The sequence below is a fragment of the Pseudomonas sp. lyk4-TYG-107 genome, from assembly GCF_030209055.1.
In the GTDB taxonomy this organism is placed as follows: domain Bacteria; phylum Pseudomonadota; class Gammaproteobacteria; order Pseudomonadales; family Pseudomonadaceae; genus Aquipseudomonas; species Aquipseudomonas putida_A.
Genome location: NZ_JARVST010000001.1, coordinates 318,519 through 343,880 on the forward strand (window position 1 = coordinate 318,519; position 25,362 = coordinate 343,880).

Genomic DNA, 25,362 nt, shown 5'->3' on the forward strand with positions numbered 1-25,362 from the left:
GCACTCGACAACCATAGCAAAGCGAGCCTGACTCAGAGCATCGCAATAATGATTTCAAAGGAGTGACCATGCGCTTTCTGCCTGGCCTGATCTGCCTGCTACCCCTTCTGAGCCCTCTGGCTCACGCCGAACTGATTGATGACGTCAACGACCGTGGCGAGTTGCGCATTGCCCTTGAGGCTAATACACCGCCCTTCAATTTCAAGGATGGCGACACACTCACGGGGTTCGAGGTCGAGCTTGGGCAACTGCTGGCCAACGAGCTGGATGTGCGCGCCGACTTCATCGTCACCGACGAAGCCGACCTGCTCCAGGGCGTTGAAAGCGGCAAGTACGACGTTGCGCTCAACCACATAGCACTGACACCTGAACTCAAGGATCGTTTCGACGTCAGCGAGCCTTACGGCAAGGTCGATTCGCAGCTGCTGGCGAAGAAGGATGAGCAGCCTCGACCGATGGTGCTGGTACAGGCGCTGACCGAGGAGAAGCCGAAGACGGCGGTGCCGGTGGAGTTGGCGATTCCGTTTCAGAAGGGTAATCCGGCGTTTCAGGCCAGTCTTGCGAGCGCGATGGAGCGGATCAAGGCAGATGGACGCTTGGCGGCATTGTCGCAAAAGTGGTTCACCGAACCCAAATGAACACATAAACCCTGTGGGAGGGGGCTTGCTCCCACATGGGCTTTGTGGGGGGCTTTCAGTCGAGCTGGGTCAGGGCCATTGCGGCTTCAGGCAGTTCGAGCTCGCTGAAGACCTGCACACCATGGCGCTTGAGCAATGCTGCCGTCACGCCTTCGCCAGAGACTTTGACGCCACTGAACGTCCCGTCATAGGTCAGCAAATTCCCGCAAGAAGGACTGTTGGCCTTGAGCACCGCGACGCGGATGCCGTGCTTTTGCACCAGCGCCAGCGCCTGCCGCGCGCCGTCGAGAAACTGCGCGCTGACGTCCTCGCCTTCAGTGGTGATCACCGCCGCCGTGCCATCGAGCACTTCGGCGCCCTGCCCGCCGGGGATTTCCGCCGCAGCACGCGGGGTTGGCAAACCGCCAGCCACTTCGGGACACAGCGGCACCACGCGCCCTTCGGCGATCCACTGTTCGAGCAGATCGAACGGCCCGCTGGCCCCGCCGTCGTAACGCACGCGGTGGCCCAACAGGCAGCGGCTGACCAGAATCTTCTGCATATCAGAACGGCTCGTTGCCACGGCGGCGGAACCAGCCGGTCAGCGACAGGCGTTCGCGGTGCGCCGGCAGCACTTCATGCGGCACCTCACCGGAGAGGAACACCACCAGACAGCCGCCTGTGGGTTGCACGTCGTGGACCCGGTCTTCGTCCAGATACATGCGCAACTGACCGCCGTCTTCCGGCAGCCACGCGTCATTGAGATAGACCACCGCCGAAACCATGCGCCGGTCATCGTCGCGAAAACGGTCGACGTGCTTGCGGTAAAACGCGCCCGGCGGATACAGGGCGAAGTGGCACTCGAAATCCTCGAGCCCGAGGAACAGCCCGCGATTGAGCGCCTCGCGCAGGCTTTCCATCAGGTTCAGATAACGGTCGCTGGCTTCGGCCTGGCCCGGGTCGATCCACTGGATGTGGTCGCCACGAATACCCTCGCGAATCTCCGAAAACGGCCCACGGCCTACCGCTGCCGGCGCCAGCTCACCCTCGGCCTCACGTTTGCGGCACTCGGCCGCCAGCTCGCGGGTCAAACCTGCGGGCAGGAAAATGTTCTGCTGCGACCAGCCGTGTTCGGCCAGGTCGTCGACGATGCGTAACAGCAGCGGGTGTTCAGAGGATATTTGCATGGCGCGCATAGTATGCCGGCGGCAGGAAATCCGACAGAGCCACGCAGCGGCTTGCTACGAATTCTCGACAAGTACCGGCACCGCACGGAGAATAGTCCGCTGCTGACAGGAGTCCCTATGCGCCGTTTGCTTTTTTCACTGTTGATGTTCTGCGTTTTGCCCGCCTGGGCGGACGGCCACGATCAGTTGTACAAGATAGCCGGCTGGCCAGATCAACGTGCGCATTTCAATGATGCCCTGAGTGCCGCGCAGCAGCGCTACCAGAACAACCTGCCGCCAGCGGTGTTTCAAGCCCTGGTCAACAACAGTAACCAGCGCTTCGCCCCCCAGGCCATGGATCAGCGTGCCGAAGCGCAACTGCGCCAGCACCTTGCCGATCCACAACCGGCGCTGACCTTTTTTCAATCGCCGCTGGGCAAGAAAATCGTCGCCGCTGAATTGCTCGCCACCCGTCGCGATCAACTGGCAAAGAACGCCAAAGGCTTGCCGAAGATGCAGGTCAGCGACAGCCGTCTGCTGATCATCGGCCATCTGGCCCAAGCCCTGCCGGCGCGCGAGGCCGGCGCCGAAGTCAGTCTGGCGATTGCCGGCGTGGCGGCGGACAGCCTGAGTTCGATGATCCCCGGCCTGCTCGGCGGCGGTCAGGCGCAAAGCATGTTGAACGGTCAGCGCCAGCGTTTGATGGAGCAGATCGGCGCCGATTTGAACAACACGCTGCTCTACGTTTATCGCGATCTGTCGGATGACGAACTGGAGCAGTTCGCGACCTTCGCCGAGTCCAGCGAGGGCAAGGCGTATTACCAGGCGGCGCTGGCGGCGATTCGGGCGGGGTTGGCGGTGGGGCAAAGCTCCTCGAACCACAGCCAGTAATCTTTATCGCCTTTCAGACCGCCATCGCGAGCAGGCTCACTCCTACAGGAGACCGCGATCAATTGTAGGAGTGAGCCTGCTCGCGATAAGGCCCTCGAAGACGCTAAAGATTCCGCCCCCTGATCCGCTTGTTCAGAAACTCGAAATACTCCTCGCGCATTTCCAGCGTCTCGTTCGCCAGATGATGCCGCGCCTCCGGCAGCAGCAGAATCTGCGGCCGGTCGAACTTCCACTTCAGCACCTGCAAGTTGTGCTGCCAGTCCACGGTCATATCCGCCTGCCCCTGAATGATCAGCGGCCGTCGCGGACTTTTTTTCGCGTGTTCCACACGGATGATCCAGCGCGACAGCGCACCGACCCACGCGGTCGGCAAGCGTTTGGGCTGTAACGGATCAGCCTGCAGGAACGGCAGGAAATCCGGGTCGTTGGAGTTCTCGCTGAAGCGCCGGGCGATGCCCCGCACGAAAGGCCTCAGCAGGTAATAACTGAGCTGCGACCAGCCCCAGGCGCGCGGACGCACCAGCGGCGCCAGCAGAATCAACTGACCCTGCGCCGGACTGTTCTCGCCATGGTTGAGCACATGGTCGACGACGATCGCGCCGCCCGTGCTTTGTCCGCACAGATGCCAGGGTTGCGGCAGGGCGATCGAACTGGCTTCGGCGAACAACGCCTGCAAGGCGTCCTGGTATTCGGAGAAGTCGCGAATGCTCGCCCGCGGCCCACTCGACAAACCATGACCCGGCAAGTCGCAGGCGATGACGGCAAAATCCTGATCCAGCGCCCACTCGATCACATGCCGATACAGCCCGGTGTGATCGTAAAAACCGTGCAGCAGAAACAGCGTGCCCTTGACCTTCTCTGGCCACCAGCAATGGCTGACCAGCTCGTAACCGTCCACCTCGAAGCGGCCCATGCCGCGCCAGACATCACGCTCCGGGAAGTCGGTTTTATAAAACCGCTGATACGCTTTCGCCTCGTCCGACAACGGCTGCCACTGGGCCAAAGGCTTGAGGCTGGCGCGTAAATGATCGGCATCGAAAGTGTCAGGCATGCGGGTATTCCAAAGCGGTAAACAGACTTTATCGGCCTGCGATATTCATCTGTTGCGGCAAGCATGGCAAGCTAGCCCCCCTTCGAGGATCGAAAAACCATGCGCTCGCCCTACCGCACCGCACTGTTTGCCAGCCTGCTCGCGCTTGTGTGTGCCGGGGTGCTGTGGGCGGCGTACGACTGGTTTCAGGGGCGTTATCTGCGCGCGTTCAGTCAGCACACGGCGGTGTTTTCCGGGGATCCGTTGCGTCTGCCGGATGAGCTGGCCGGTCCCGGCAAAATCCGTCTCGTGCACTTCTGGGACCCGGCCTGCCCGTGCAACGTCGGCAATCAACAGCACCTGACCGAGATGGTCGAGCAGTACGGCGCGCGCGGTGTGGAATTCTTCGCCGTGCAGCGCGCCGGCTCCCACGGCCAGTTACCCGCCACCCTGAGCAATCTGAAAACCATCGCGGTATTGCCCGGTTCCGAGCAGATCCCGGCCAGCCCCGCGGTGGCGATCTGGGATCGCAGCGGCAAACTGGCGTACTTCGGGCCGTACAGTGAAGGGCTGACCTGCAACTCCAGCAACAGCTTCATCGAACCGATCCTCAATGCACTGACCGAAGATCGCCCGGTCAACGCCACGCACACCCTGGCAGTCGGGTGTTATTGCCCGTGGCCGGTGCTGGCGCAGTAAGGCATTCCGGACTTTTCAAGGACAGCGATGCACGGCACGGAAGGTCTGTGCTAATTGTTTGCAGCCCGACGGGCGGCAATCCCGCATGCACAAGGAGTCACCATGAAACGCGTCTTCACCGTTCTTGCCTTGCTCATCGTTGTCCTGCTCGCCGGTGTCGGCGGTTACGTCTACAGCAAGCAACCGACGCGTCAGGGCCAGGTGGAGCTGCGCAATCTGCAGGGTTCGGTGACCGTGCGTTACGACGAACGCGGGGTGCCGCATATTCGTGCCGAGAACGAAACCGATCTGTATCGCGCCCTCGGCTACGTGCATGCCCAGGACCGACTGTTCCAGATGGAAGCCATGCGCCGCCTGGCCCGCGGCGAGCTGGCCGAAGTGCTGGGGCCGAAGCTGCTCGACACCGACAAACTGTTCCGCAGCCTGCGCATCCGCGAACGCGCCGCCAGTTATGTCGCCAGTCTCGATAAGCAGTCACCGGCGTGGAAGGCCCTGCAAGCCTATCTGGACGGCATCAACCAATATCAGGACAGCCACGTCACGCCGGTGGAATTCGACGTGCTGGGCATCCCCAAGCGGCCGTTCACGGCGGAGGACAGCATCAGCGTCGCCGGTTACATGGCCTACAGCTTTGCCGCGGCGTTTCGCACCGAGCCACTGCTGACCTACGTGCGCGATCAACTCGGCGCCGATTACCTCAACGTCTTCGACCTCGACTGGCAGCCCAAAGGCGTGCTCGCCAAAGATCACGCCAATAAGACCCCGGCCCTCGCCGCCGGCGACTGGAAGGACATCAACGCCCTCGCCCGCCTCAGCGAGCAGGCGCTGATTGAAAACGGCCTGCCGCAATTCGAAGGCAGCAACGCCTGGGTGATCGCCGGCAGCCGTAGCCAGAGCGGCAAACCGCTGCTGGCTGGTGACCCGCACATTCGCTTCTCGGTGCCGTCGGTGTGGTACGAAGCGCAACTGTCGGCACCGGGCTTTGAGCTCTACGGCCATCATCAGGCGCTGGTGCCGTTCGCATTCCTGGGGCACAACCTGGATTTCGGCTGGAGCCTGACCATGTTCCAGAACGACGATCTGGATCTGATCGCCGAGAAGGTCAACCCGGACAACCCGAATCAGGTCTGGTACCACGGCCAGTGGACCGATCTGGTCAGCAGCGAGCAGCAGATCGCGGTGAAGGGCCAGGCGCCGGTGATGCTGACCTTGCGTCAGTCGCCCCACGGCCCGATCGTCAACGACGCCCTCGGCACTGCCGCCGGTAAAACGCCGATCGCCATGTGGTGGGCGTTCCTCGAAACGCCGAATCCGATCCTCGAAGGCTTCTACCAGCTCAACCGCGCCGACACCCTGGCCAAGGCCCGCGCCGCCGCGACCAAGGTGCAGGCACCGGGGCTGAACATCGTCTACGCCAACGCCAAGGGTGACATTGCCTGGTGGGCCTCGGCGCTGTTGCCGAAACGCCCGGTCGGGGTAAAGCCCGAGTTCATTCTCGACGGCAGCAGCAATCAGGCAGACAAGGACGGCTACTACCCGTTCAGCGCCAACCCGCAGGAAGAAAACCCGGCGCGCGGCTACATCGTCTCGGCCAACTTCCAGCCGCTGTCGCCGACCGGGATGGAAATCCCCGGTTACTACAACCTCGCCGATCGCGGCCAGCAGCTCAACCGCCAGCTCAGCGACAAGAGCGTGAAATGGAGCAACGAGGCCAACCAGAAACTGCAACTGGGCACCACCACCGGTTACGGCCCGCGCACCCTGGCGCCATTGCTGCCGGTGTTGCGGGAAGTGGTGAGCGATCCGGCGCAGCTGAAACTGGTCGAGCAACTGGCGCAGTGGCAAGGCGACTATCCGCTGGATTCGGTCAACGCCACAGTGTTCAACCAGTTCCTCTACGATCTCGCCGATGCGGCGATGCGTGATGAGCTGGGCAACGATTTCTTCGAGACCCTGCTGTCGACCCGGGTGATCGATGCCGCCCTGCCGCGCCTGGCGGCGAATGCCGATTCACCCTGGTGGGACAACCACAACACGCCGAACAAGGAAACCCGTGCCGACATCGTGAAGGTGGCGTGGCAGGCGAGCATGACGCACCTGAAACAGACCCTCGGCGACAATACGTCCGACTGGCAATGGGGCACGGCGCACACCCTGACCCACGGTCATCCGTTGGGTCAGCAGAAGCCGCTGGATCACATCTTCAACGTCGGGCCGTTCGCCGCGCCGGGTAGCCACGAAGTGCCGAACAACCTCTCGGCCAAGCTCGGCCCGGCGCCGTGGCCGGTGACTTACGGGCCTTCGACGCGGCGGCTGGTCGACTTCGCTGACCCGACGCACAGCCTGACCATCAACCCGGTCGGCCAGAGCGGTGTGCCGTTCGACAGCCACTATGACGATCAGGCTGAAGAGTACGTCGAGGGGATGTTCGTGCAGGCGCATTTCAGCGAGGAAGAGGTGACGGCCAATACTCGCAGTACCTTGAAGCTGTTGCCGGCGCGGGCTGCCCAGTAGTTTTGTGCTGGCTGGTCTGGCCCCATCGCTGGCAAGCCAGCTCCCACAGGATTTTCAGTGAACACAGATTATGTGAATACCCGAGAAACCTGTGGGAGCTGGCTTGCCAGCGATGGGGCCCTTAAGAACACAAGAGACCTTCAGAGCATCAGCGCAAAATTCAGCCGAAACTGCTGCGGTGTCACCCCCAACCGCCGATTGAACACACTGCGCATGTGCTGCGCATCGCGAAACCCGCACTGATACGCCACGGTCTTCAACGGCGCCGTGGTGCTTTCCAGCAGCACCCGCGCCGCATCCACTCGGGCACTTTCGACGAACTCCGCCGGAGTGACCCGAGCCTCGCGGGCGAACACCCGGGAGAAGTTGCGCGCACTCATGTTCGCCGCGTTCGCCAGATCGGCAATCGTCAGATCGCCGGTGAGGTTGGCCAGCACATACAACTGCACCATCGCCACCGCTGACGTCGACTCCGCATGCGGTGTGAGGAATGGGCTGAACTGCGATTGCCCGCCCGAGCGCTGGGTGAACACCACCAGCCGCTTGGCCACGCTCAGCGCCACTTCAGCGCCGCAATCACGGGCCAGCAGGTACAGCGACAGATCGATCCCGGCGGTGACCCCGGCCGAGGTGTAGAGCGCACCGTCCTCGACGTACAGGCGATCGGCCTCGACTTGAGTCGATGGACACAACTGTGCCAAGGCTTCGGCATCGTTCCAGTGGGTGGTCACGGTGCGCCCTTCCAGCAGTCCCGCCCGCGCCAGCATGAACGCGCCGTTGCAGATAGAGCCAAAGCGCCGGGCACGGGTGCAGGCCTCGCGCAGCCAGGTGTCGAAAGGCTTGCCGAAATCCATGAACGGTAACTGCGGCCCGCCGGCCACCAGCAGCAGGTCATAAGCATCGTGCGCTTCGCTGAAGTGTCGGTGAGCGCTGAGGTTCAGGCCATTGGAGCAAGCCATCGGCCCACGTTCGAGGCCGATCACCTCCAGCTGGTAGTGATCCTCGGGCGGCAGAAACCGGTTGGCCTCGGCGAACACATCCATCGGCCCGCTGACATCCAGCGCCTGCACGCCGGGGAACACCACGATGGCGACGGTTTTGTTCATGAGCCTCCAATGTCCTCAATGCCTGTGGCAAACACAAGCCCGCTCCCACATGGGCCGTGCCTGCCTTGTTGATTGAGCCAACCCTAGCCAATCCAGGTTCAACAAGCGAGGTTGGCACGATTTGCAGGTTGATTGGCAAGGATCGCAGCCATGCGTTGATTGTCCGTTTAGTGCCTCGGGGAACAGACTTTGTCCATCAGCGCCACGACGGCGTTTTCGATGAGGATACCTTCATGAGCACGACCATTGCCGGCATCAAGCTCCCCGACAGCGCCCTCGCCCGGGCCACCACCGAGTACATTCGCGACATTGAATCCGACCTGCTCTACCACCACTCGCGCCGGGTATTTCTGTTCGGTGCGTTGAGCGGCGAGCGCCAACAACTGACCTACAACCCGGAGCTGCTGTATGTCGGCGCGATGTTCCACGACCTCGGTCTGGTCGAGGGCTATCGCAGTGCCGACGAGCGTTTCGAAGTGGATGGCGCCAACGCGGCAGCGGCGTTTCTCAAGCCGTACGGGCTGAGTGATGACGACATCGAGCAGGTCTGGCTGTCGATTGCCCTGCACACCACGCCGGGCGTGCCCAAACATCTGCGGCCGACCGTGGCGCTGGTGACCGCGGGTGTCGAGATGGACGTGTTGGGCATGGATTACGCGGCGTTCAGCAACACCCAGCGCGAGGCGGTGGTGCATGCGCATCCACGCGGGGAAGGTTTCAAGGAGTGCATCATCTGCGCGTTTGCCGACGGCTTGCGCCATCGTCCGCAGACCACGTTTGGCAACGTGAAGACCGATGTGCTGGTGGATCAGGAGCCGGGGTTCAAGCCGATGAACTTTGTTGAGGTCATCCGCCAATCTCCTTGGACTGCATAAAACCGACTGTGGGGGTGTGCCCTGTGGTGAGGGGATTTATCCCCGATGGACTGCGTAGCAGTCCCTTTCTTTTTGAATCAAGAGAGGGGGCCGCTTCGCAACCCATCGGGGATAAATCCCCTCGCCACAAAAGCCCGCTCCCACAGTTGGATTTGGGTTGGCCTTGATAAAGGGGCCAACCCGATTTTGCTTTAAGCCGCTTCCGGCGCAGGCGCGCGGCGCACGTCCGGTTGCTTCCACGAATCGGCGGCGCCTTCTTCGATGGCTTGCTGGATGGCTTTCTTGCGCGCTTCTTCGGCGCGGCGGCTGAAGAACCACACCATGAACGTCACGATCGACACCGCCAGCAGAATCAGGCTGGCCACGGCGTTGATCTCAGGCTTCACGCCCAGACGCACCGCGGAAAACACTTCCATCGGCAGCGTGGTCGAACCCGGGCCGGAAACGAAGCTCGCCAGTACCAGGTCATCCAGCGACAGAGCGAACGACATCATGCCGCCCGCTGCCAGCGACGGCGCGATCATCGGGATGGTGATCAGGAAGAACACCTTCCACGGCCGTGCACCGAGGTCCATCGCCGCCTCTTCGATCGACAGGTCCAGCTCACGCAGACGCGCCGACACCACCACCGCCACATACGCCGCACAGAACGTGGTGTGGGCGATCCAGATGGTGACGATGCCGCGTTCCTGCGGCCAGCCGATCATCTGCGCCATGGCCACGAACAGCAGCAACAGCGACAGACCGGTGATCACCTCAGGCATTACCAACGGCGCCGTCACCAGGCCACCGAACAGTGTGCGGCCCTTGAAGTGGGTGATGCGGGTCAGCACGAAGGCTGCCAGCGTACCCAGCGCCACCGCCGCAACGGCGGTATAGCAGGCGATTTCCAGCGAGCGCACCACCGACCCCATCAGTTGGGTGTTGTCGAGCAGGCCGACGTACCACTTGATCGACCAGCCGCCCCACACCGTCACCAGTTTCGAGGCGTTGAACGAGTAGATCACCAGGATCAGCATCGGCAGGTAGATGAACAACAGACCCAGTACCAGCATCAGGCTGGAGAAACGGATGCGTTTCATTCTTTGCCCTCCATTTCCTTGGCCTGACTGCGGTTGAACAGGATGATCGGCACAATCAGGATCGCCAGCATCACCACCGCCAGGGCGGACGCCACCGGCCAGTCACGGTTGTTGAAGAACTCTTGCCAGAGCACTTTACCGATCATCAGGGTTTCCGGGCCGCCGAGCAGTTCCGGGATCACGAACTCGCCGACCACCGGGATGAACACCAGCATGCAGCCGGCAATAATGCCGTTCTTGGACAGTGGAATGGTGATTTTCCAGAAGCTGTTGAAAGTGCTCGAACCGAGGTCGGAAGCGGCTTCCAGCAGGCTCTGATCGTGCTTCACCAGGTTGGCGTACAGCGGCAGGATCATGAATGGCAGGTACGAATAAACCACGCCGATGTAAACCGCGAGGTTGGTGTTGAGGATCTGCAGCGGCTCGTCGATAAAGCCCATGCTCATCAGGAAACCGTTGAGCAGACCGTTGTTGCTGAGGATGCCCATCCACGCGTAAACGCGGATCAGGATCGCAGTCCAGGTCGGCATCATGATCAGCAGCACCAGCACCGTTTGCAGCTCTTTGCGCGCACTGGCGATGGCGTAGGCCATCGGGTAGCCGATCAGCAGGCACAGCAGCGTGCTGAAGAACGCCATCTTCAGCGAGCCCAGGTAGGCGGCGATGTACAACTCGTCGTCGCCGAGCATCGCGTAGTTGCCCAGGTTCAGCAGCAATTGCAGCTTCTGCTCGGCGAAGGTGTAGATCTCGGTGTACGGCGGGATGGCCACGTCGGCTTCAGCGAAGCTGATCTTCAGGACGATGAAGAACGGCAGCATGAAGAACAGGAACAGCCAGATGAACGGAACCCCGATGACCAGTTGCCGGCCATTGGGAATTATTCGGTTGAGCCGTCGTTTGAACTTGCGCATGTTCATGAGCGAAGTACCACGCCGCTGTCGTCTTCCCACCACACGTAAACCTGATCGCCCCAGGTCGGACGCTGGCCGCGACGTTCGGCGTTGGCGACAAACGACTGCACCAGTTTGCCGCTCGGCAATTCGACGTAGAACACCGAGTGACCGCCGAGGTAGGCGATGTCATGCACCTTGCCGCTCGACCAGTTGTATTCGCAGGTCGGCATTTCGGCGGTGACCAGCAGCTTCTCCGGACGAATCGCGTAGGTCACCGATTTGTCCTGCACCGAAGTGCTGATGCCGTGGCCGACGTAGATCTGCCGGTCGAGGTCTTTGCAAGTGATGGTCGCGTGGCCTTCGGCGTCGTCGATCACTTCGCCTTCGAAGATGTTCACGTTGCCGATGAATTCGCAGACCAGACGGCTGGTCGGGGTTTCGTAGATGTCGATCGGGCTGCCGATCTGGGCGATCCAGCCCAGGTGCATGATCGCGATGCGCTCGGCCATGGTCATGGCCTCTTCCTGGTCGTGGGTCACCATCACGCAGGTCACGCCCACACGCTCGATGATTTCCACCAACTCCAGTTGCATCTGCGAACGCAGTTTCTTGTCCAGTGCGCCCATCGGCTCGTCGAGCAGCAGCAGTTTCGGCCGCTTGGCCAGCGAGCGCGCCAGAGCCACACGCTGGCGCTGACCGCCGGACAGTTGATGCGGCTTGCGCTTGGCGTACTGGCTCATCTGCACCAGCTTGAGCATCTCGGCCACGCGCGCATCGATCTCGGCGTTGGGGATCTTGTCCTGCTTGAGGCCGAAGGCGATGTTCTGCGCCACAGTCATGTGCGGGAACAAGGCATACGACTGGAACATCATGTTGATCGGTCGCTCGTACGGCGGCATGTCGGTGATGTCGACGCCGTCGAGGAAAATGCGCCCCTCCGTGGGCCGTTCAAACCCTGCCAGCATCCGCAGCAGCGTGGATTTGCCCGATCCCGAACCGCCGAGCAGGGCGAAGATCTCGCCTTTCTTGATTTCCAGGGACACATCGTCCACGGCAATCGTCTCGTCGAACTTCTTCGTGACCCGGTCGATTTTGACCAACACCTGCTTAGGTGTCTGGTCGCCCTCGAGGGCTTTCTTATAGGCGCCGGAGGCAACTGCCATTTACGAAACTCCCAGAAAAAAACAGTGCAGTTCGCCCCATGCGGACGAACCCAGGATAGTTTGTGCCTTACTTGCCCGACTTGACCTTGGTCCAGCTACGGGTCATCAAACGCTGAATATTGGGTGGCAACTCGACCGACACGTAAGTCTTGTCGAGGACTGCTTGCGGTGGATAAACCGCTTCGTCGGTGCGGATGGACTGTTCCATCAGCTTGTCCGACCCCGGGTTGGGGTTGGCGTAACCGACGTAATCACTGACCTGGGCGATCACCTCAGGTTTCAGCAAATAGTTGATGAAGGCGTGGGCCTCTTTGACGTTGGACGAGTCCTTTGGAATCGCCAGCATGTCGAACCACAGCGCGCCGCCCTCTTTCGGGATCGAGTAGGCGATGTTCACGCCCTTCTTCGCTTCTTCGGCACGGTGCTTGGCCTGGAAGATATCGCCGGAGAAACCGATGGCCACGCAAATGTCGCCGTTGGCCAGATCACCGATGTATTTCGACGAGTGGAAATAAGTCACATAAGGACGCACGGCCAGCAGTTTGTCGGTGGCCTTGGCGTAGTCTTTCGGATTGGTGCTGTTGGCGTTCAGGCCCATGTAGTTGAGCACGGTCGGCATCATTTCATCGGCCGAGTCGAGGAACGCGACGCCACAGCTGTGCAGCTTCTTGATGTTCTCCGGCTCGAACAGCACGCTCCAGGAGTCGATCTTGTCGATGCCGAGCACCGCTTTGACTTTCTCGACGTTGTAGCCGATGCCGTTGGTGCCCCACAGGTACGGCACGGCGTACTGGTTGCCCGGGTCGTTCTGTTCCAGGCGCTTGAGCAGCACGGGATCGAGATTCGAATAATTCGGCAACTGCGACTTGTCGAGCTTCTGAAACGCGCCCGCCTTGATCTGCTTGCCGAGGAAATGGTTCGACGGCACGACCACGTCGTAACCGGTACGCCCGGCCAGCAGCTTGCCTTCCAGGGTCTCGTTGGAATCGAACACGTCGTACACCGGTTTGATTCCGGTTTCTTTCTGGAAGTCGGCCAGGGTGGTCTCGCCGATGTAATCCGACCAGTTATAAATATGCACCGTACCGGCGGCCTGGGCTCCGACAGCGATCGTCAGGCCGGCAGTGGCCAGCAGGGCTTTGCGCAAAGAAGAAAAAATAGGCAAGTGGAGGTCCTCTAAATTAGTTGGGCCCAAGTTGCCCCGCGTTACATGACAGCCATGGCTGCCCGGCAACCAAACCGGCGCGCAACTTACCCTCGAAAAACCGTTCCTGCAAAACTTCCTGTCATTTAATTGATCCGCTGGCCGCCGTCGCGGCGACGACGGCCAGCGGTTGCTGCGTCAAACCGGCTTATTTACCGGATTTGATCTTGGTCCAGCTGCGGGTCAGTTCACGCTGGGTAGCGGCCGGCAAATCGGCGATCGCATACAGCTTGGCCTGCACGTCGGCTGGCGGGTAGATGCCTGGATCGGCGGTGATGTCCTTGTTCACGTACTGGGTCGCTTCGGCGTTACCGTTAGGGAAGCGCACAGCGTTGGTGATCTCGGCCATCACTTTCGGTTGCAGCAGGTAGTTCATGAACTTGTAGGCGCCGTCGATGTTTTCCGCATCTTTCGGAATCGCGACCATGTCATAGAAGCTGCCGGCACCTTCCTTCGGAATGGCGTAGCTGACCTTGACCTTGTCACCGGCCTCGGCGGCACGGGACTTGGCCTGCTGCACGTCACCCGAGTAGCCGACCGCTACGCAGATGTTGCCGTTGGCCAGGTCCGAGATGTACTTGGAGGAGTGGAAGTAGGTGATCGAAGGACGAATCTTGAGGAACAGTTCCTCGGCTTTCTTGATGTCTTCTTTCTTCTGGCTGTCGGTTGGCAGGCCCAGGTAGTGCAGCGCGACCGGGAGCATTTCGGTCGGCGAGTCGAGGAAGCTCACACCGCAGCTCTTGAGCTTGGCGATGTTCTCAGGCTTGAGCAGAGTGTCCCAGGAATCGATGGTGTCGACGCCCAGTGCAGCCTTGACCTTCTCCGGGTTGTAGCCGATGCCGATCGAGCCCCACATGTACGGGAAGGCGTGCTTGTTGTCCGGGTCACTGACCGAAACCGCCTTGAGCAGCGATTTGTTCAGGTTGCCGTAATTGGACAGCTTGGACTTGTCCAGCTCCTGATAAACGCCAGCCTTGATCTGCTTGGCCAGGAAGTTGTTCGACGGCACGACCACGTCGTAACCGGACTTGCCCGCCAGCAGCTTGGCTTCCAGGGTTTCGTTGCTGTCGAACACGTCGTAGACGACCTTGATCCCCGACTCTTTTTCGAAGTTGGCGATGGTGTCCGGAGCGATGTAGTCAGACCAGTTGTAGACGTGCAGTACCTTGTCGTCCGCGTGAACCGCGCCCGCCATCATGCCCGCTACGGACAGCGCGAGAAGAGTCTTGCCAGCAAGCTTTTTACCTAATGCCTTCATGCGTCATGCTCCAAATTTTTCTTTTTTGAACCACTTTGTTCAGCGGCCGAACCCGGACAACTGGAACCGCGGCTAGTCTGGCAAGATCGGAGGCGGTCTTTCAAGAAAAGGCCAACCTTTCTGACACCTTCGAGCGAGAGCGCCGCAGCTCCCCCGCTCGAAGCCTAGCACTTAGGCCTGCAACGCACTGAGGGTCAGGTCCAGACACTTGCGTGCCTTGGTCACCAGCTCATCGATTTCTGCCTTGCTGATTACCAGCGGCGGCGCAATGATCATGGTGTCGCCCACGGCGCGCATGATCAGGCCGTTATCGAAGCAGAACTGCCGGCAGATCATGCCCACACCCCGACCTTCGTAACGCTTGCGAGTGGCCTTGTCCTGCACCAGCTCGATCGCCCCCAGCAGCCCCACCCCGCGTACTTCACCCACCAACGGGTGATCGTTGAGTTCGCGCAGACGTTTCTGCAAATACGGTGCCGTTTCGTTGTGCGCGTTCTCGATAATTTTCTCGTCGCGCAGAATCCGGATGTTTTCCAGCCCCACCGCCGCCGCCACCGGGTGCCCGGAGTAGGTGAAGCCGTGGTTGAAATCGCCGCCCTCGTTGAGCACCTTCACCACTTCATCACGAACGATCAGGCCACCCATCGGGATGTAACCGGAGGTCAGGCCTTTGGCGATGGTCATCATGTCCGGCTTCAGGTCGTAGAAATCCGAACCGAACCACTCGCCGGTACGGCCGAAACCGCAGATCACTTCGTCGGCGACGAACAGAATGTCGTACTTGGCGAGGATTTCCTTGATGCGCGGCCAGTAAGTATCTGGCGGAATGATCACGCCGCCAGCGCCCTGAATCGGCTCGGCAATGAACGCACCGACGTTGTCCACGCCGACTTCGAGAATCTTCTCTTCCAGCTGATTGGCCGCCCAGATGCCGAACTCTTCCGGCGACATGTCGCCGCCCTCGGCAAACCAGTACGGCTGCGCAATGTGGACGATGCCCGGGATCGGCAAATCGCCCTGCTCGTGCATATACGTCATGCCACCGAGGCTCGCGCCCGCCACGGTCGAACCGTGGTAACCGTTCTTGCGGCTGATGATGACTTTCTTGTTCGGCTGGCCCTTGATCGCCCAGTAGTGGCGAACCATGCGCAGCATGGTGTCGTTGCCTTCGGAGCCGGAACCGGTGAAGAACACGTGGTTCATGCCTTGCGGCGCCACGTCGGCGATGGCCTTGGCCAGTTCGAGTGCCGGCGGGTGCGCGGTCTGGAAGAACAGGTTGTAGTAAGGCAGTTCGCGCATCTGCTTGGCAGCTGCGTCAGCCAGTTCATCACGGCCATAACCGATCGCCACGCACCACAGACCCGCCATGCCATCGAGGATCTTGTTGCCCTCGCTGTCCCACAGGTACACGCCCTTGGCGTTGGTGATGATCCGTGGACCCTTCTCTTTCAGCTGCTTGAAATCGCTGAACGGGGCCAGGTGGTGATCGCTGCTCAGGGCTTGCCACTCACGGGTTTGCGGGTTGTTGCTGGTCATGCCAATTCTCCTTGTTATCGGTGAAGGCGCGGCGGCTGGCCACCGCGCCCGGCGTATCAGACGGCGAAGAGCAGGTACTCACGCTCCCAGGAACTGATCACGCGCTTGAAGTTTTCATGCTCGGCCCGCTTGACCGCGACGTAGCCGGTGATGAAGGTCTTGCCCAGGTATTTCTCGATGGTCGCGCTGTTTTCCATACGCTCCAGCGCGTCTTCGATGGTCAGCGGCAGACGCAGGTTGCGGCGTTCATAGCCACGTCCGACCACTGGCGCGCTCGGGTTGAGGCCCTCGACCATGCCGATGTAACCGCAGAGCAGGCTCGCGGCAATCGCCAGGTACGGGTTGGCGTCGGCGCCCGGCAGGCGGTTTTCCACCCGACGGTTCTGCGGCCCGGCATCCGGTACGCGCAGGCCCACGGTGCGGTTTTCTTCGCCCCACTCCACGTTCACCGGCGCCGAAGTGTCCGGCAGGAAGCGGCGGAACGAGTTGACGTTCGGTGCGAACAGCGGGAGCAATTCCGGGATCAGTTTCTGCAGACCACCGATGTGGTGCAGGAACAGCTGGCTCATGGTTCCGTCTTCATTGGAGAACACGTTCTTGCCGGTCTCGATGTCGATGATGCTCTGGTGCAAGTGCATCGCACTGCCCGGCTCGCCGGTCATCGGCTTGGCCATAAAGGTCGCGGCCACGTCATGCTTGAGCGCGGCTTCGCGCATGGTGCGCTTGAACACCAGAATCTGATCGGCCAGCGACAGTGCATCGCCGTGACGGAAGTTGATTTCCATCTGCGCCGTGCCGTCTTCGTGGATCAGCGTGTCGAGGTCCAGCTCCTGCAGTTCGCACCAGTCGTAGACGTCTTCGAACAGCGGGTCGAATTCGTTCGCCGCTTCGATGGAGAACGACTGACGACCGATTTCCGGACGGCCCGAGCGGCCGATCGGCGGCTGCAGCGGATAGTCGGGGTCGTCACTGCGTTTGGTCAGGTAGAACTCCATCTCCGGCGCCACGATCGGCTGCCAGCCCTTGTCGGCGTAGAGTTTGAGGACTTTCTTGAGCACGTTGCGCGGCGACAGCTCGATCGGGTTGCCTTGCTTGTCGTAGGTGTCGTGGATCACCTGGGCGGTCGGCTCGATGGCCCATGGCACCAGGTACACGGCGTTCTGGTCGGGGCGGCAGATCATGTCGATGTCGGCCGGGTCGAGCAGTTCGTAATAGATGTCGTCTTCGACGTAGTCGCCGGTCACGGTCTGCAACAGCACGCTTTCCGGCAGGCGCATGCCCTTCTCGGCGATGAATTTGTTGGTCGGCGAGATCTTGCCCCGGGTGATACCGGTCAAGTCGCCGATCATGCATTCGACTTCTGTGATCTTGTGGTCTTTCAACCAATCGGTGAGCTGGTCGAGGTTGTTACTCATAAATGCCTCTGGGCTGAGTCTCCTGACATCGTGTCAGGCAAAGTTTGACGCCGTGGCGTCGCGTTAAAGGGGGCTTGCTTGCGCGCAGTACCGGCTTACGCCTGGCACCGCGCATAGACAATGAAAGAGGAGCTTACCTGCCCTTTACGCTGGCGTTGCATTTCCTGTGCACATTCAAGGCGTGCAGAATCATGAGCACGGCTTTGGAAGCGGCACAGGCTTTGGGACTCAAAGGGATCTATATTGGAAGGAGACGCCATAAACAGGATGCTGTCCCGTGCGTCCAGAATATCGGACGCTGCCGTTGGGCCTGATGCGCACGAGAACCTCGTCGACCCGCCACGAGCCATGCTGGCTGCATTACGGACGGATTTGTCGCCACTGATGTGATGAGCATGCAGACCGGACTGTTGCGAGCAGTCGGTGATGCCGATTAACGGCAGGCGAGACATGAAGCACCCCGGTATTATTGCTGTTATGGGTTTGGTCGGAGCTTAGCCTTGTTCATTTTTTTACACAACACCCCCGTAAAAAATACAACACGGCCTGCTCAAGCCCGCGGGTGCCAAGCGTCCCAAGGACAGAAAACTGCCCCAAAGTGCCCCATAAATGCCCTTGCAGCGCTTTTTTAGGGCAAAAAAGGCCTCGCTTGACTTCGGCAGGCCGTTCGGGTTGACTGAAACCAGAAAAGATCAATGATTGATATTTTTAACAACAAAGGTGTTGCATCATGTCGGTACCCCCGCGTGCCGTTCAGCTTAACGAAGCGAACGCGTTCCTTAAGGAACATCCTGAGGTTCTGTACGTTGACCTTCTGATTGCGGATATGAATGGTGTGGTGCGCGGCAAGCGCATCGAACGCACCAGCCTCCACAAGGTTTACGAGAAAGGCATCAACCTGCCGGCCTCTCTATTTGCTCTGGATATCAATGGCTCTACGGTGGAAAGCACCGGCCTGGGTCTGGACATCGGCGACGCCGACCGGATCTGCTATCCAATCCCCGATACCCTGTGCAACGAGCCATGGCAGAAGCGCCCTACCGCGCAACTGTTGATGACCATGCACGAACTCGAAGGCGACCCGTTCTTCGCCGATCCGCGCGAAGTGCTCCGTCAAGTTGTTGCAAAGTTTGACGAGCTGGGCTTGACCATCTGCGCAGCCTTCGAGCTGGAGTTCTACCTGATCGACCAGGAAAACGTGAACGGCCGCCCTCAGCCGCCACGCTCGCCGATCTCCGGCAAACGCCCGCACTCGACTCAGGTCTACCTGATCGACGACCTCGACGAATACGTCGACTGCCTCCAGGACATTCTGGAAGGCGCCAAAGAGCAAGGCATCCCGGCCGACGCCATCGTCAAGGAAAGTGCCCCGGCGCAGTTCGAAGTGAACCTGCACCACGTCGCCGACCCGATCAAGGCGTGCGACTACGCGGTACTGCTCAAGCGTCTGATCAAGAACATCGCCTACGACCATGAAATGGACACCACCTTCATGGCCAAGCCGTATCCGGGCCAGGCGGGTAACGGTCTGCATGTCCACATCTCGGTGCTCGACAAAGATGGCAAGAACATCTTTGCAAGCGAGGATCCCGAGCAGAACGCCGCGCTGCGTCACGCGATCGGCGGTGTGCTCGAGACCCTGCCGGCGCAGATGGCTTTCCTCTGCCCGAACGTCAACTCGTACCGCCGTTTCGGCGCGCAGTTCTATGTACCGAACTCGCCGTGCTGGGGCCTGGACAACCGCACCGTGGCGATCCGCGTACCAACCGGCTCTGCCGACGCCGTGCGTATCGAACACCGCGTGGCCGGTGCCGACGCCAACCCGTACCTGCTGATGGCTTCGGTCCTGGCCGGCGTGCATCACGGTCTGGTGAACAAGATCGAACCGGGCGCTCCGGTCGAAGGCAACAGCTACGAGCAGAACGAGCAAAGCCTGCCGAACAACTTGCGCGATGCCCTGCGCGAGCTGGACGACAGCGAGGTGATGGCCAAGTACATCGATCCGAAATACATCGATATCTTCGTCGCCTGCAAGGAAAGCGAGCTGGAGGAGTTCGAACACTCCATCTCCGACCTTGAGTACAACTGGTATCTGCATACCGTGTAAACGGATTGCAGGAATAAAAAGCGCTGCCGGCCATTTCAGCCCGCAGCGTTTTTTTATGCCTGAACATTTTCCACTGTGGTGAGGGGATTTATCCCCGACCGGCTGCGCAGCAGTCGTAATCCCTGAGAACCGGATACTCCTGACACACCGAGGGGAATGGGTTTGGGGTCGCTTCGCAACCCATCGGGGATAAATCCCCTCGCCACAGGTCGGCAGACAACACACAAGCCTGCTCGTACAATGCCCGCTGCCCCGCAGGAGACTTCCATGACGCGTCCCGCCCCCGTCCGCAAACCCCGTGCCCGCAGCCAGGCGCGCATCGATTCGATACTCGACGCCGCGCGTACGCTGTTGGCCGCCGAGGGTGTGGCCAGTCTGTCGATCTACAGCGTCGCCGAACGCGCGCAGATTCCACCCTCCTCCGTGTACCACTTCTTCGCCAGCGTCCCGGCACTGCTCGAAGCGCTGACCGCCGACGTGCATGCGGCGTTTCGCGCCTGCCTGCAAGCGCCGATCGACCACGACGCCCTGCGCGACTGGCGTGACCTGTCGCGGCTGGTCGAAGAGCGGATGCTGGAGATCTACGACGAAGACGCGGCGGCCCGCCAGTTGATCCTCGCCCAGCACGGCCTGACCGAAGTGACCCAGGCGGACCGCCAGCACGACATCGAACTCGGCGACCTGATGCACAAGCTGTTCGACCATCACTTCGAATTGCCGCGCCTGCCCAGCGATGTCGATGTGTTCGCGCTGGCGATGGAACTGGGTGACCGCGTGTATGCGCGCTCGGTGCAGCAGCACGGGCAGATCACACCGCGCATGGCCGAGGAAGGGATGCGGGTGTTTGATGCCTATATCGGGTTATACCTTCCACCTTACCTGCCCAAAAGAATTCTCTAGCGTCTTTACCGGCCTCTTCGCGAGCAGGCTCGCTCCCACATTTGGAATGCGGTTCCCTGCTCGCGAAGGCCGCACCGCGAACTTCAAGACAGACACAAAAAACCCCGAAGGGCTCACGCCTTTCGGGGTTGTTTTTTACTCACTGGCTTACAACTTGGCGATCGACACCTCGGTGGATTTCACGAAGGCGATCACCTCGCTGCCCACCGCCAGTTCCAGCTCCTTGACCGAGCGGGTGGTGATCACTGAAGTGACGATGCCGGAAGCGGTTTGCACGTCGATTTCCGACAGCACGTCGCCGAGAACGATCTCCTTGATCGAGCCTTTGAACTGGTTGCGCACGTTGATGGCTTTGATAGTCATGGCTTTGATTCCTGTCGTTGGATGTAACTTGAGTTATTGAGCCCAGCGCAATTGCGTAGGCAGTGGTGAAACAGGTTCCGGCTCCGGCGGCTCGCCGGGCAGGGACAGAACACGGTTGAGCACTTCGGTTTCCAGCGCCGCCAGTCGATGCGATCCGCGCACTCGCGGGCGTGGCAGTTCCACTTGCAGGTCGAGACCGACTTCGCCGTCCTCGATCAGAATCACCCGGTCGGCAATCGCCACCGCTTCGCTGACGTCATGGGTCACCAGCAGCACGGTGAAGCCATGCTTCTGCCAGAGTCGTTCGATCAGTTGCTGCATCTCGATGCGGGTCAGCGCATCCAGCGCACCCAGCGGCTCGTCGAGCAACAGCAGGCGCGGCTGGTGAATCAGCGCCCGGGCCAGCGCCACACGCTGCTTCTGCCCGCCGGACAAAGCGGCCGGCCACTCGTTGGCGCGATCGGCCAGACCCACCGCTTCCAGCGCCTCCAGAGCTTGCGGGCGCCAGTCGCCTTTAAGGCCGAGGCCGACGTTGTCGATGATCTTTTTCCACGGCAGCAACCGGGCTTCCTGGAACATCAGCCGGGTGTCTTCCCGCGCATCGCTCAGCGGCGCGGCGCCGGCCAGCAGGTCGCCGCCAGTCGGTTGGTCGAGGCCGGCGAGCAAGCGCAGGAAGGTGCTCTTGCCGCACCCGCTGCGTCCGACCACGGCGACGAATTGCCCCGCCGGAATGTGCAGGTCGATGTCGCGCAGCACTTGCCGCGTACCAAAGGTTTTCTGCAGGTTGCGCACCACCAGCGGAATCCCGCGCAGCAGGCGTGGAGGTTGTTGAGCGGTCATGCCGCACCTCCCTTGGCCACCTGATAGGCCGGATGCCAGCGCAACCACACACGCTCAAGACCACGGGCGGCGAGATCAGCAAGTTTGCCGAGTACCGCGTAAAGCAGGATCGCCAGCACCACCACATCGGTCTGCAAAAACTCCCGGGCATTCATCGCCAGATAGCCTATGCCGGAGCTGGCGGAGATGGTTTCGGCAACGATCAGCGTCAGCCACATGAAGCCCAGCGCAAAGCGCACACCGACCAGAATCGAAGGCAGTGCCCCCGGCAGAATCACCTGCCAGAACAAACTGAAACCGGACAGGCCATAACTGCGCGCCATCTCCACCAACGCCGGATCGACGTTGCGGATGCCGTGATAGGTGTTGAGGTAGATCGGGAACAACGTGCCCAATGCGACCAGAAAAATCTTCGCCGACTCATCGATGCCGAACCACAGGATCACCAGTGGAATCAGCGCCAGGTGCGGCACGTTGCGGATCATCTGCACCGAGCTGTCGAGCAGGCGTTCGCCCCATTTCGACAGGCCGGTGATGAAGCCCAGCACCAGGCCGATGCTGCCGCCGATGGTGAAACCGAGTGCCGCGCGCCAGCCGCTGATCGCCAGATGCGTCCAGATTTCGCCGCTGCGCACCAGGCTGACACCGGCCTCGATCACCGCCACCGGTGCCGGCAGGATTCGCGTCGACAACCAACCGGCAGACACCGACAACTGCCACACCGCCAGCAGGAGCACCGGCAACGCCCAGGGCGCGAGGCTGTGGATAAATTTGTTCATGGCGCGCCTCAGCTCTGCGACGCGGCTTTGGGAAGAATGTCGTTCGCCACCATCTCGCCGAACGGGCTGACATAACCAGCGCTTTTCGGCAGTTCCGGGCGCTCGATGTCGAGGTGCGGGAACAGCAGTTCAGCGACGCGGTACGATTCTTCGAGGTGTGGATAACCGGAGAAGATGAAGGTGTCGATACCCAGATCAGCGTATTCCTTCACGCGGGCGGCCACGGTTGGACCATCGCCGACCAGCGCCGTACCCGCACCGCCACGCACCAGGCCGACGCCGGCCCACAGGTTGGGGCTGACTTCGAGGTTGTCACGACTGCCGCCGTGCAGCGCGGCCATGCGTTGTTGACCGACCGAGTCGAAGCGCGCCAGCGATGCTTGCGCACGTTTGATGGTGTCGTCGTCCAGATGCGAAATCAGCCGGTCTGCCGCTTGCCAGGCTTCGGCGTTGGTTTCGCGCACGATCACATGCAGACGAATGCCGAAGCGCACGGTACGCCCGAGCTTGGCGGCTTTGGCGCGCACTTGTTCGATCTTCTCGGCCACCGCGGCTGGCGGTTCGCCCCAGGTCAGTACCATCTCGACCTGTTCGGCAGCCAGATCCTGCGCCGCTTCCGACGAGCCGCCGAAGTACAGCGGCGGACGCGGTTGCTGGATCGGTGGATAAAGCAGCTTGGCGCCCTTCACGCTGATGTGTTCGCCGTCGTAATCAACGGTTTCGCCTTCCAGCACCCGACGCCAGATGCGGGTGAACTCCACCGAGGCCTGATAACGCTCTTCGTGGTTGAGGAACAGACCATCACCGGCCAACTCTTCCGGATCGCCACCGGTCACCAGGTTGAACAGCGCACGACCGCCGGACAGACGATCCAGGGTCGCTGCCTGTCGCGCCGCCACCGTCGGGGAAATGATCCCGGGGCGCAGGGCGACAAGGAATTTCAGACGCTGGGTCACCGGGATCAGCGACGCGGCGACCAGCCACGAGTCTTCGCAGGAACGGCCGGTGGGAATCAGCACGCCGCCAAAGCCCAGACGATCCGCCGCTTGCGCGACCTGTTGCAGATAACCGTGGTCGACGGCGCGAGCGCCTTCGGCGGTGCCAAGGTAATGGCCGTCGCCGTGGGTAGGCAGGAACCAGAAGATGTTGAGGCTCATGGAGTGGTCTCCTTGGGGATTCGATTTACTGGGTTTGGCTAACCGAGCTTTGGGCCACAGCGGCCGGTGGTGTCCAGATCACATCCTTGATGCTCAACGGCTTGGGAATCAGCTTGAGCTGGTAGAAGGTGTCGGCGATTTTCTGTTGTGCGGCGACCACTTCCGGGGTCAGGAACAGCGCACCGTAGCCCTGGCGTTTCACCGAGGTCAGGGTGATGTCCGCCGGCAGGCCGAGCAGTGGCGCGACCTGTTGGGTCACGTCTTCAGGGTTGGCTTTGGACCACTCGCCGACAGCGCGCACTTCTTCGACGAGGGTCTTGATCACCTCGGGATTTTTCTGCGCGTAAGGTTTGGTCGCGAGGTAGAACTGATGGTTGTCGACGATGCCTTTGCCGTCACGCAGGGTGTGCGCTTGCAACTGTTGCTCGGCAGCGGCCTGGTATGGGTCCCAGATCACCCAGGCATCGACGCTGCCACGCTCGAACGCAGCGCGGGCATCGGCCGGCGGCAGGAACACGGTCTGGATATCGGAGTATTTGAGGCCGGCATCTTCCAATGCGCGAACCAGCAGGTAGTGCACGTTGGAGCCTTTGTTCAGGGCGACTTTCTTGCCCTTGAGATCCGCTACCGATTTGATTGGCGAGTCTTTCGGTACGAGGATCGCTTCGCTGTTCGGCGCTGATGGCTCGTAAGCGACGTAGAGCAGATCGGCACCCGCAGCCTGGGCAAACACTGGCGGAGTCTCACCGGTCACGCCGAAATCGATCGAGCCGACGTTCAGGCCTTCCAGCAGCTGCGGGCCGCCGGGGAATTCAGTCCATTGCACGTCCACGCCTTGGGCGGCCAGACGCTTTTCCAGCGTGCCTTTGGCCTTGAGCAGCACCAGCGTGCCGTACTTCTGATAACCGATCCGCAATGTCTCGGCTTGAGCTTGAGTAATGGCGCCGAAGGACACAGCCGCAGCAAACAGAGCGACCAGACCACGACGCAAAAATACAGTGCGCATAGCGCTCTCCTTTTTGCTGTTGGGTTTTGGCTGCACCTGCTTGGCCGTTAGCGGCTGAGTAAGGTGAGTGGAGCAAATTCGGGTAAGGCTCAAATGCTCCAGCGAGCACTCAATAAACGTTCATTCAACAGGCCCGGCTCCAGCGGTTTCGGCCGGCGAGCCATGGCACTGACAAACTGATCCAGCGCTTCATGCAGACGCTGTTCCAGCGCTGGCGCCAGTTGCGCCTGGGCGCTGCCTTCGCCGTAAGCGATCTGGCTGTCCTCGGCGAAAATGCCCTGGAGCATTTCCTGGGCTTTCAATGCCGACAGCACGGGCTTGAGCGCGTAATCGACCACCAGCATGTGGGCGATGCTGCCGCCGGTGGCCATCGGCAGAACAATCTTGTGGTTCAAGGCGCGTTCGGGCAGCAGATCGAGTACGGTCTTCAGCGCCCCGGAAAACGACGCCTTGTACACCGGCGTGGCGATCAGCAGACCGTCAGCGTTTTCAATCTGCGCCAGCAGGTCGAGCACCTTCGGGCTGTCGAAGCGGGCGTGGAGCAAATCTTCGGCCGGGAAGTCCCGCACCTGATAACTCACCACTTCCACCCCTTGCGCCTGCAACCAGCGTTGCGAGCGCTCAAGCAACACTCCTGAGCGGGAGCGCTGGCTGGGACTGCCACCGAGTGAGACGACCAGCATTGAGACAATTCCTTAAGCGTTACAGGCGATTCGCGGGTTGCGATCTCGCTTCGATGGGAGTGACCTTACCAGCTGATT

At 61.0% G+C, this 25,362-nt stretch carries 24 protein-coding genes; 7 read left to right on the forward strand and 17 right to left on the reverse strand.

Annotated features, from left to right (window positions below; genetic code table 11):
- The first annotated feature begins 68 nt into the window (after positions 1 to 68).
- The gene (locus QRN61_RS01430; RefSeq protein ID WP_027610527.1) at positions 69 to 638 is read left to right on the forward strand and encodes a transporter substrate-binding domain-containing protein; all 570 of its coding nucleotides are present in this window, start codon (positions 69 to 71) and stop codon (positions 636 to 638) included.
- Positions 639 to 693: 55 nt separating this feature from the next.
- Here QRN61_RS01430 and QRN61_RS01435 read toward each other — a convergent pair whose 3' ends face one another.
- Complete coding sequence (locus QRN61_RS01435) at positions 694 to 1,179, reverse strand: 2-thiouracil desulfurase family protein (RefSeq protein WP_285373052.1); 486 nt, start codon at positions 1,177 to 1,179, stop codon at positions 694 to 696.
- Position 1,180: 1 nt separating this feature from the next.
- The gene (locus tag QRN61_RS01440; protein WP_103369653.1) at positions 1,181 to 1,813 is read right to left on the reverse strand and encodes a 2OG-Fe(II) oxygenase; all 633 of its coding nucleotides are present in this window, start codon (positions 1,811 to 1,813) and stop codon (positions 1,181 to 1,183) included.
- A 108-nt stretch (positions 1,814 to 1,921) separates the two neighbouring features.
- Between QRN61_RS01440 and QRN61_RS01445 the strand changes: the two genes are divergently transcribed.
- Positions 1,922 to 2,674 carry a DUF2059 domain-containing protein gene (locus QRN61_RS01445; protein WP_285373053.1) on the forward strand — a complete coding sequence of 251 codons (753 nt, stop codon included), beginning with the start codon at positions 1,922 to 1,924 and terminating at the stop codon, positions 2,672 to 2,674.
- 103 nt (positions 2,675 to 2,777) lie between these two features.
- Here QRN61_RS01445 and bipL read toward each other — a convergent pair whose 3' ends face one another.
- On the reverse strand, positions 2,778 to 3,725 hold the full coding sequence (gene bipL / locus QRN61_RS01450; protein ID WP_097088902.1) for a phospholipase BipL: 948 nt from the start codon (positions 3,723 to 3,725) through the stop codon (positions 2,778 to 2,780).
- Positions 3,726 to 3,824: 99 nt separating this feature from the next.
- On the opposite strand from bipL, the gene QRN61_RS01455 reads away from it, so the two are divergent.
- Together QRN61_RS01455 and QRN61_RS01460 are read left to right on the forward strand one after the other, a co-directional pair.
- The gene (locus QRN61_RS01455) at positions 3,825 to 4,403 is read left to right on the forward strand and encodes a DUF6436 domain-containing protein (protein ID WP_097088900.1); all 579 of its coding nucleotides are present in this window, start codon (positions 3,825 to 3,827) and stop codon (positions 4,401 to 4,403) included.
- A gap of 102 nt (positions 4,404 to 4,505) precedes the next feature.
- Positions 4,506 to 6,917, forward strand: a complete 2,412-nt coding sequence (locus QRN61_RS01460; protein WP_285373054.1) for a penicillin acylase family protein — start codon at positions 4,506 to 4,508, stop codon at positions 6,915 to 6,917.
- Between the two features lie 140 nt (positions 6,918 to 7,057).
- Here QRN61_RS01460 and QRN61_RS01465 read toward each other — a convergent pair whose 3' ends face one another.
- Positions 7,058 to 8,023, reverse strand: a complete 966-nt coding sequence (locus QRN61_RS01465) for a GlxA family transcriptional regulator (protein WP_285373055.1) — start codon at positions 8,021 to 8,023, stop codon at positions 7,058 to 7,060.
- A gap of 233 nt (positions 8,024 to 8,256) precedes the next feature.
- Between QRN61_RS01465 and QRN61_RS01470 the strand changes: the two genes are divergently transcribed.
- The gene (locus QRN61_RS01470; protein WP_285373056.1) at positions 8,257 to 8,898 is read left to right on the forward strand and encodes an HD domain-containing protein; all 642 of its coding nucleotides are present in this window, start codon (positions 8,257 to 8,259) and stop codon (positions 8,896 to 8,898) included.
- Between the two features lie 191 nt (positions 8,899 to 9,089).
- Here the strand turns inward: QRN61_RS01470 and QRN61_RS01475 are convergent, their stop codons facing one another.
- From QRN61_RS01475 to QRN61_RS01505, 7 genes are all read right to left on the reverse strand, one after another.
- The gene (locus tag QRN61_RS01475) at positions 9,090 to 9,980 is read right to left on the reverse strand and encodes an ABC transporter permease subunit (RefSeq protein WP_027610518.1); all 891 of its coding nucleotides are present in this window, start codon (positions 9,978 to 9,980) and stop codon (positions 9,090 to 9,092) included.
- Positions 9,977 to 10,858, reverse strand: coding sequence for an ABC transporter permease subunit (locus tag QRN61_RS01480; protein ID WP_171061891.1), 882 nt, complete (start codon positions 10,856 to 10,858; stop codon positions 9,977 to 9,979). The genes QRN61_RS01475 and QRN61_RS01480 overlap by 4 nt, the downstream gene beginning before the upstream one ends.
- Positions 10,859 to 10,893: 35 nt before the next feature.
- A complete protein-coding gene (locus QRN61_RS01485; RefSeq protein ID WP_003229245.1) occupies positions 10,894 to 12,036 on the reverse strand; it encodes an ABC transporter ATP-binding protein in 1,143 nt (380 codons plus the stop codon).
- 67 nt (positions 12,037 to 12,103) lie between these two features.
- Positions 12,104 to 13,201 carry a polyamine ABC transporter substrate-binding protein gene (locus QRN61_RS01490; RefSeq protein WP_027610516.1) on the reverse strand — a complete coding sequence of 366 codons (1,098 nt, stop codon included), beginning with the start codon at positions 13,199 to 13,201 and terminating at the stop codon, positions 12,104 to 12,106.
- Positions 13,202 to 13,388: 187 nt separating this feature from the next.
- Positions 13,389 to 14,498 carry a polyamine ABC transporter substrate-binding protein gene (locus QRN61_RS01495; RefSeq protein ID WP_027610515.1) on the reverse strand — a complete coding sequence of 370 codons (1,110 nt, stop codon included), beginning with the start codon at positions 14,496 to 14,498 and terminating at the stop codon, positions 13,389 to 13,391.
- A gap of 171 nt (positions 14,499 to 14,669) precedes the next feature.
- On the reverse strand, positions 14,670 to 16,034 hold the full coding sequence (locus QRN61_RS01500; RefSeq protein WP_150370124.1) for an aspartate aminotransferase family protein: 1,365 nt from the start codon (positions 16,032 to 16,034) through the stop codon (positions 14,670 to 14,672).
- A 56-nt stretch (positions 16,035 to 16,090) separates the two neighbouring features.
- Complete coding sequence (locus tag QRN61_RS01505) at positions 16,091 to 17,449, reverse strand: glutamine synthetase family protein (RefSeq protein WP_007967993.1); 1,359 nt, start codon at positions 17,447 to 17,449, stop codon at positions 16,091 to 16,093.
- A gap of 730 nt (positions 17,450 to 18,179) precedes the next feature.
- Here QRN61_RS01505 and QRN61_RS01510 point away from each other — a divergent pair.
- On the forward strand, positions 18,180 to 19,556 hold the full coding sequence (locus QRN61_RS01510) for a glutamine synthetase family protein (protein WP_003229254.1): 1,377 nt from the start codon (positions 18,180 to 18,182) through the stop codon (positions 19,554 to 19,556).
- A 267-nt stretch (positions 19,557 to 19,823) separates the two neighbouring features.
- Positions 19,824 to 20,456, forward strand: a complete 633-nt coding sequence (locus QRN61_RS01515) for a TetR/AcrR family transcriptional regulator (protein ID WP_083367618.1) — start codon at positions 19,824 to 19,826, stop codon at positions 20,454 to 20,456.
- Between the two features lie 147 nt (positions 20,457 to 20,603).
- Here QRN61_RS01515 and QRN61_RS01520 read toward each other — a convergent pair whose 3' ends face one another.
- The 6 genes from QRN61_RS01520 to ssuE form a co-directional block, all read right to left on the reverse strand.
- On the reverse strand, positions 20,604 to 20,819 hold the full coding sequence (locus QRN61_RS01520) for a TOBE domain-containing protein (protein ID WP_007967989.1): 216 nt from the start codon (positions 20,817 to 20,819) through the stop codon (positions 20,604 to 20,606).
- 33 nt (positions 20,820 to 20,852) lie between these two features.
- On the reverse strand, positions 20,853 to 21,659 hold the full coding sequence (ssuB, locus tag QRN61_RS01525) for an aliphatic sulfonates ABC transporter ATP-binding protein (protein ID WP_027610512.1): 807 nt from the start codon (positions 21,657 to 21,659) through the stop codon (positions 20,853 to 20,855).
- Positions 21,656 to 22,438, reverse strand: coding sequence for an aliphatic sulfonate ABC transporter permease SsuC (gene ssuC, locus QRN61_RS01530; protein WP_027610511.1), 783 nt, complete (start codon positions 22,436 to 22,438; stop codon positions 21,656 to 21,658). The genes ssuB and ssuC overlap by 4 nt, the downstream gene beginning before the upstream one ends.
- An 8-nt stretch (positions 22,439 to 22,446) precedes the next feature.
- Entirely contained in the window at positions 22,447 to 23,595 is a 1,149-nt protein-coding gene (ssuD, locus tag QRN61_RS01535) for an FMNH2-dependent alkanesulfonate monooxygenase (RefSeq protein WP_003229262.1), read from the reverse strand.
- A 25-nt stretch (positions 23,596 to 23,620) separates the two neighbouring features.
- Complete coding sequence (locus QRN61_RS01540) at positions 23,621 to 24,601, reverse strand: sulfonate ABC transporter substrate-binding protein (protein WP_285373058.1); 981 nt, start codon at positions 24,599 to 24,601, stop codon at positions 23,621 to 23,623.
- 89 nt (positions 24,602 to 24,690) lie between these two features.
- Positions 24,691 to 25,284: an NADPH-dependent FMN reductase gene (ssuE, locus tag QRN61_RS01545; RefSeq protein ID WP_096797603.1), complete on the reverse strand. Its 594-nt coding sequence runs from the start codon at positions 25,282 to 25,284 to the stop codon at positions 24,691 to 24,693.
- Positions 25,285 to 25,362 lie beyond the last annotated feature (78 nt).

Excerpts from the sequence above, each read along its gene's own strand:
- QRN61_RS01505 (WP_007967993.1), bottom strand. The coding sequence starts at position 17,449 with ATGAGTAACAACCTCGACCAGCTCACCGATTGGTTGAAAGACCACAAG.
- QRN61_RS01430 (WP_027610527.1), top strand. The coding sequence starts at position 69 with ATGCGCTTTCTGCCTGGCCTGATCTGCCTGCTACCCCTTCTGAGCCCT.
- QRN61_RS01510 (WP_003229254.1), top strand. The coding sequence starts at position 18,180 with ATGTCGGTACCCCCGCGTGCCGTTCAGCTTAACGAAGCGAACGCGTTC.
- QRN61_RS01470 (WP_285373056.1), top strand. The coding sequence starts at position 8,257 with ATGAGCACGACCATTGCCGGCATCAAGCTCCCCGACAGCGCCCTCGCC.
- QRN61_RS01445 (WP_285373053.1), top strand. The coding sequence starts at position 1,922 with ATGCGCCGTTTGCTTTTTTCACTGTTGATGTTCTGCGTTTTGCCCGCC.
- ssuD (WP_003229262.1), bottom strand. The coding sequence starts at position 23,595 with ATGAGCCTCAACATCTTCTGGTTCCTGCCTACCCACGGCGACGGCCAT.
- QRN61_RS01475 (WP_027610518.1), bottom strand. The coding sequence starts at position 9,980 with ATGAAACGCATCCGTTTCTCCAGCCTGATGCTGGTACTGGGTCTGTTG.
- QRN61_RS01455 (WP_097088900.1), top strand. The coding sequence starts at position 3,825 with ATGCGCTCGCCCTACCGCACCGCACTGTTTGCCAGCCTGCTCGCGCTT.
- QRN61_RS01460 (WP_285373054.1), top strand. The coding sequence starts at position 4,506 with ATGAAACGCGTCTTCACCGTTCTTGCCTTGCTCATCGTTGTCCTGCTC.
- ssuB (WP_027610512.1), bottom strand. The coding sequence starts at position 21,659 with ATGACCGCTCAACAACCTCCACGCCTGCTGCGCGGGATTCCGCTGGTG.
- bipL (WP_097088902.1), bottom strand. The coding sequence starts at position 3,725 with ATGCCTGACACTTTCGATGCCGATCATTTACGCGCCAGCCTCAAGCCT.
- QRN61_RS01520 (WP_007967989.1), bottom strand. The coding sequence starts at position 20,819 with ATGACTATCAAAGCCATCAACGTGCGCAACCAGTTCAAAGGCTCGATC.
- QRN61_RS01440 (WP_103369653.1), bottom strand. The coding sequence starts at position 1,813 with ATGCGCGCCATGCAAATATCCTCTGAACACCCGCTGCTGTTACGCATC.
- QRN61_RS01495 (WP_027610515.1), bottom strand. The coding sequence starts at position 14,498 with ATGAAGGCATTAGGTAAAAAGCTTGCTGGCAAGACTCTTCTCGCGCTG.
- ssuC (WP_027610511.1), bottom strand. The coding sequence starts at position 22,438 with ATGAACAAATTTATCCACAGCCTCGCGCCCTGGGCGTTGCCGGTGCTC.
- QRN61_RS01500 (WP_150370124.1), bottom strand. The coding sequence starts at position 16,034 with ATGACCAGCAACAACCCGCAAACCCGTGAGTGGCAAGCCCTGAGCAGC.
- QRN61_RS01540 (WP_285373058.1), bottom strand. The coding sequence starts at position 24,601 with ATGCGCACTGTATTTTTGCGTCGTGGTCTGGTCGCTCTGTTTGCTGCG.
- QRN61_RS01485 (WP_003229245.1), bottom strand. The coding sequence starts at position 12,036 with ATGGCAGTTGCCTCCGGCGCCTATAAGAAAGCCCTCGAGGGCGACCAG.
- QRN61_RS01515 (WP_083367618.1), top strand. The coding sequence starts at position 19,824 with ATGACGCGTCCCGCCCCCGTCCGCAAACCCCGTGCCCGCAGCCAGGCG.
- ssuE (WP_096797603.1), bottom strand. The coding sequence starts at position 25,284 with ATGCTGGTCGTCTCACTCGGTGGCAGTCCCAGCCAGCGCTCCCGCTCA.
- QRN61_RS01435 (WP_285373052.1), bottom strand. The coding sequence starts at position 1,179 with ATGCAGAAGATTCTGGTCAGCCGCTGCCTGTTGGGCCACCGCGTGCGT.
- QRN61_RS01465 (WP_285373055.1), bottom strand. The coding sequence starts at position 8,023 with ATGAACAAAACCGTCGCCATCGTGGTGTTCCCCGGCGTGCAGGCGCTG.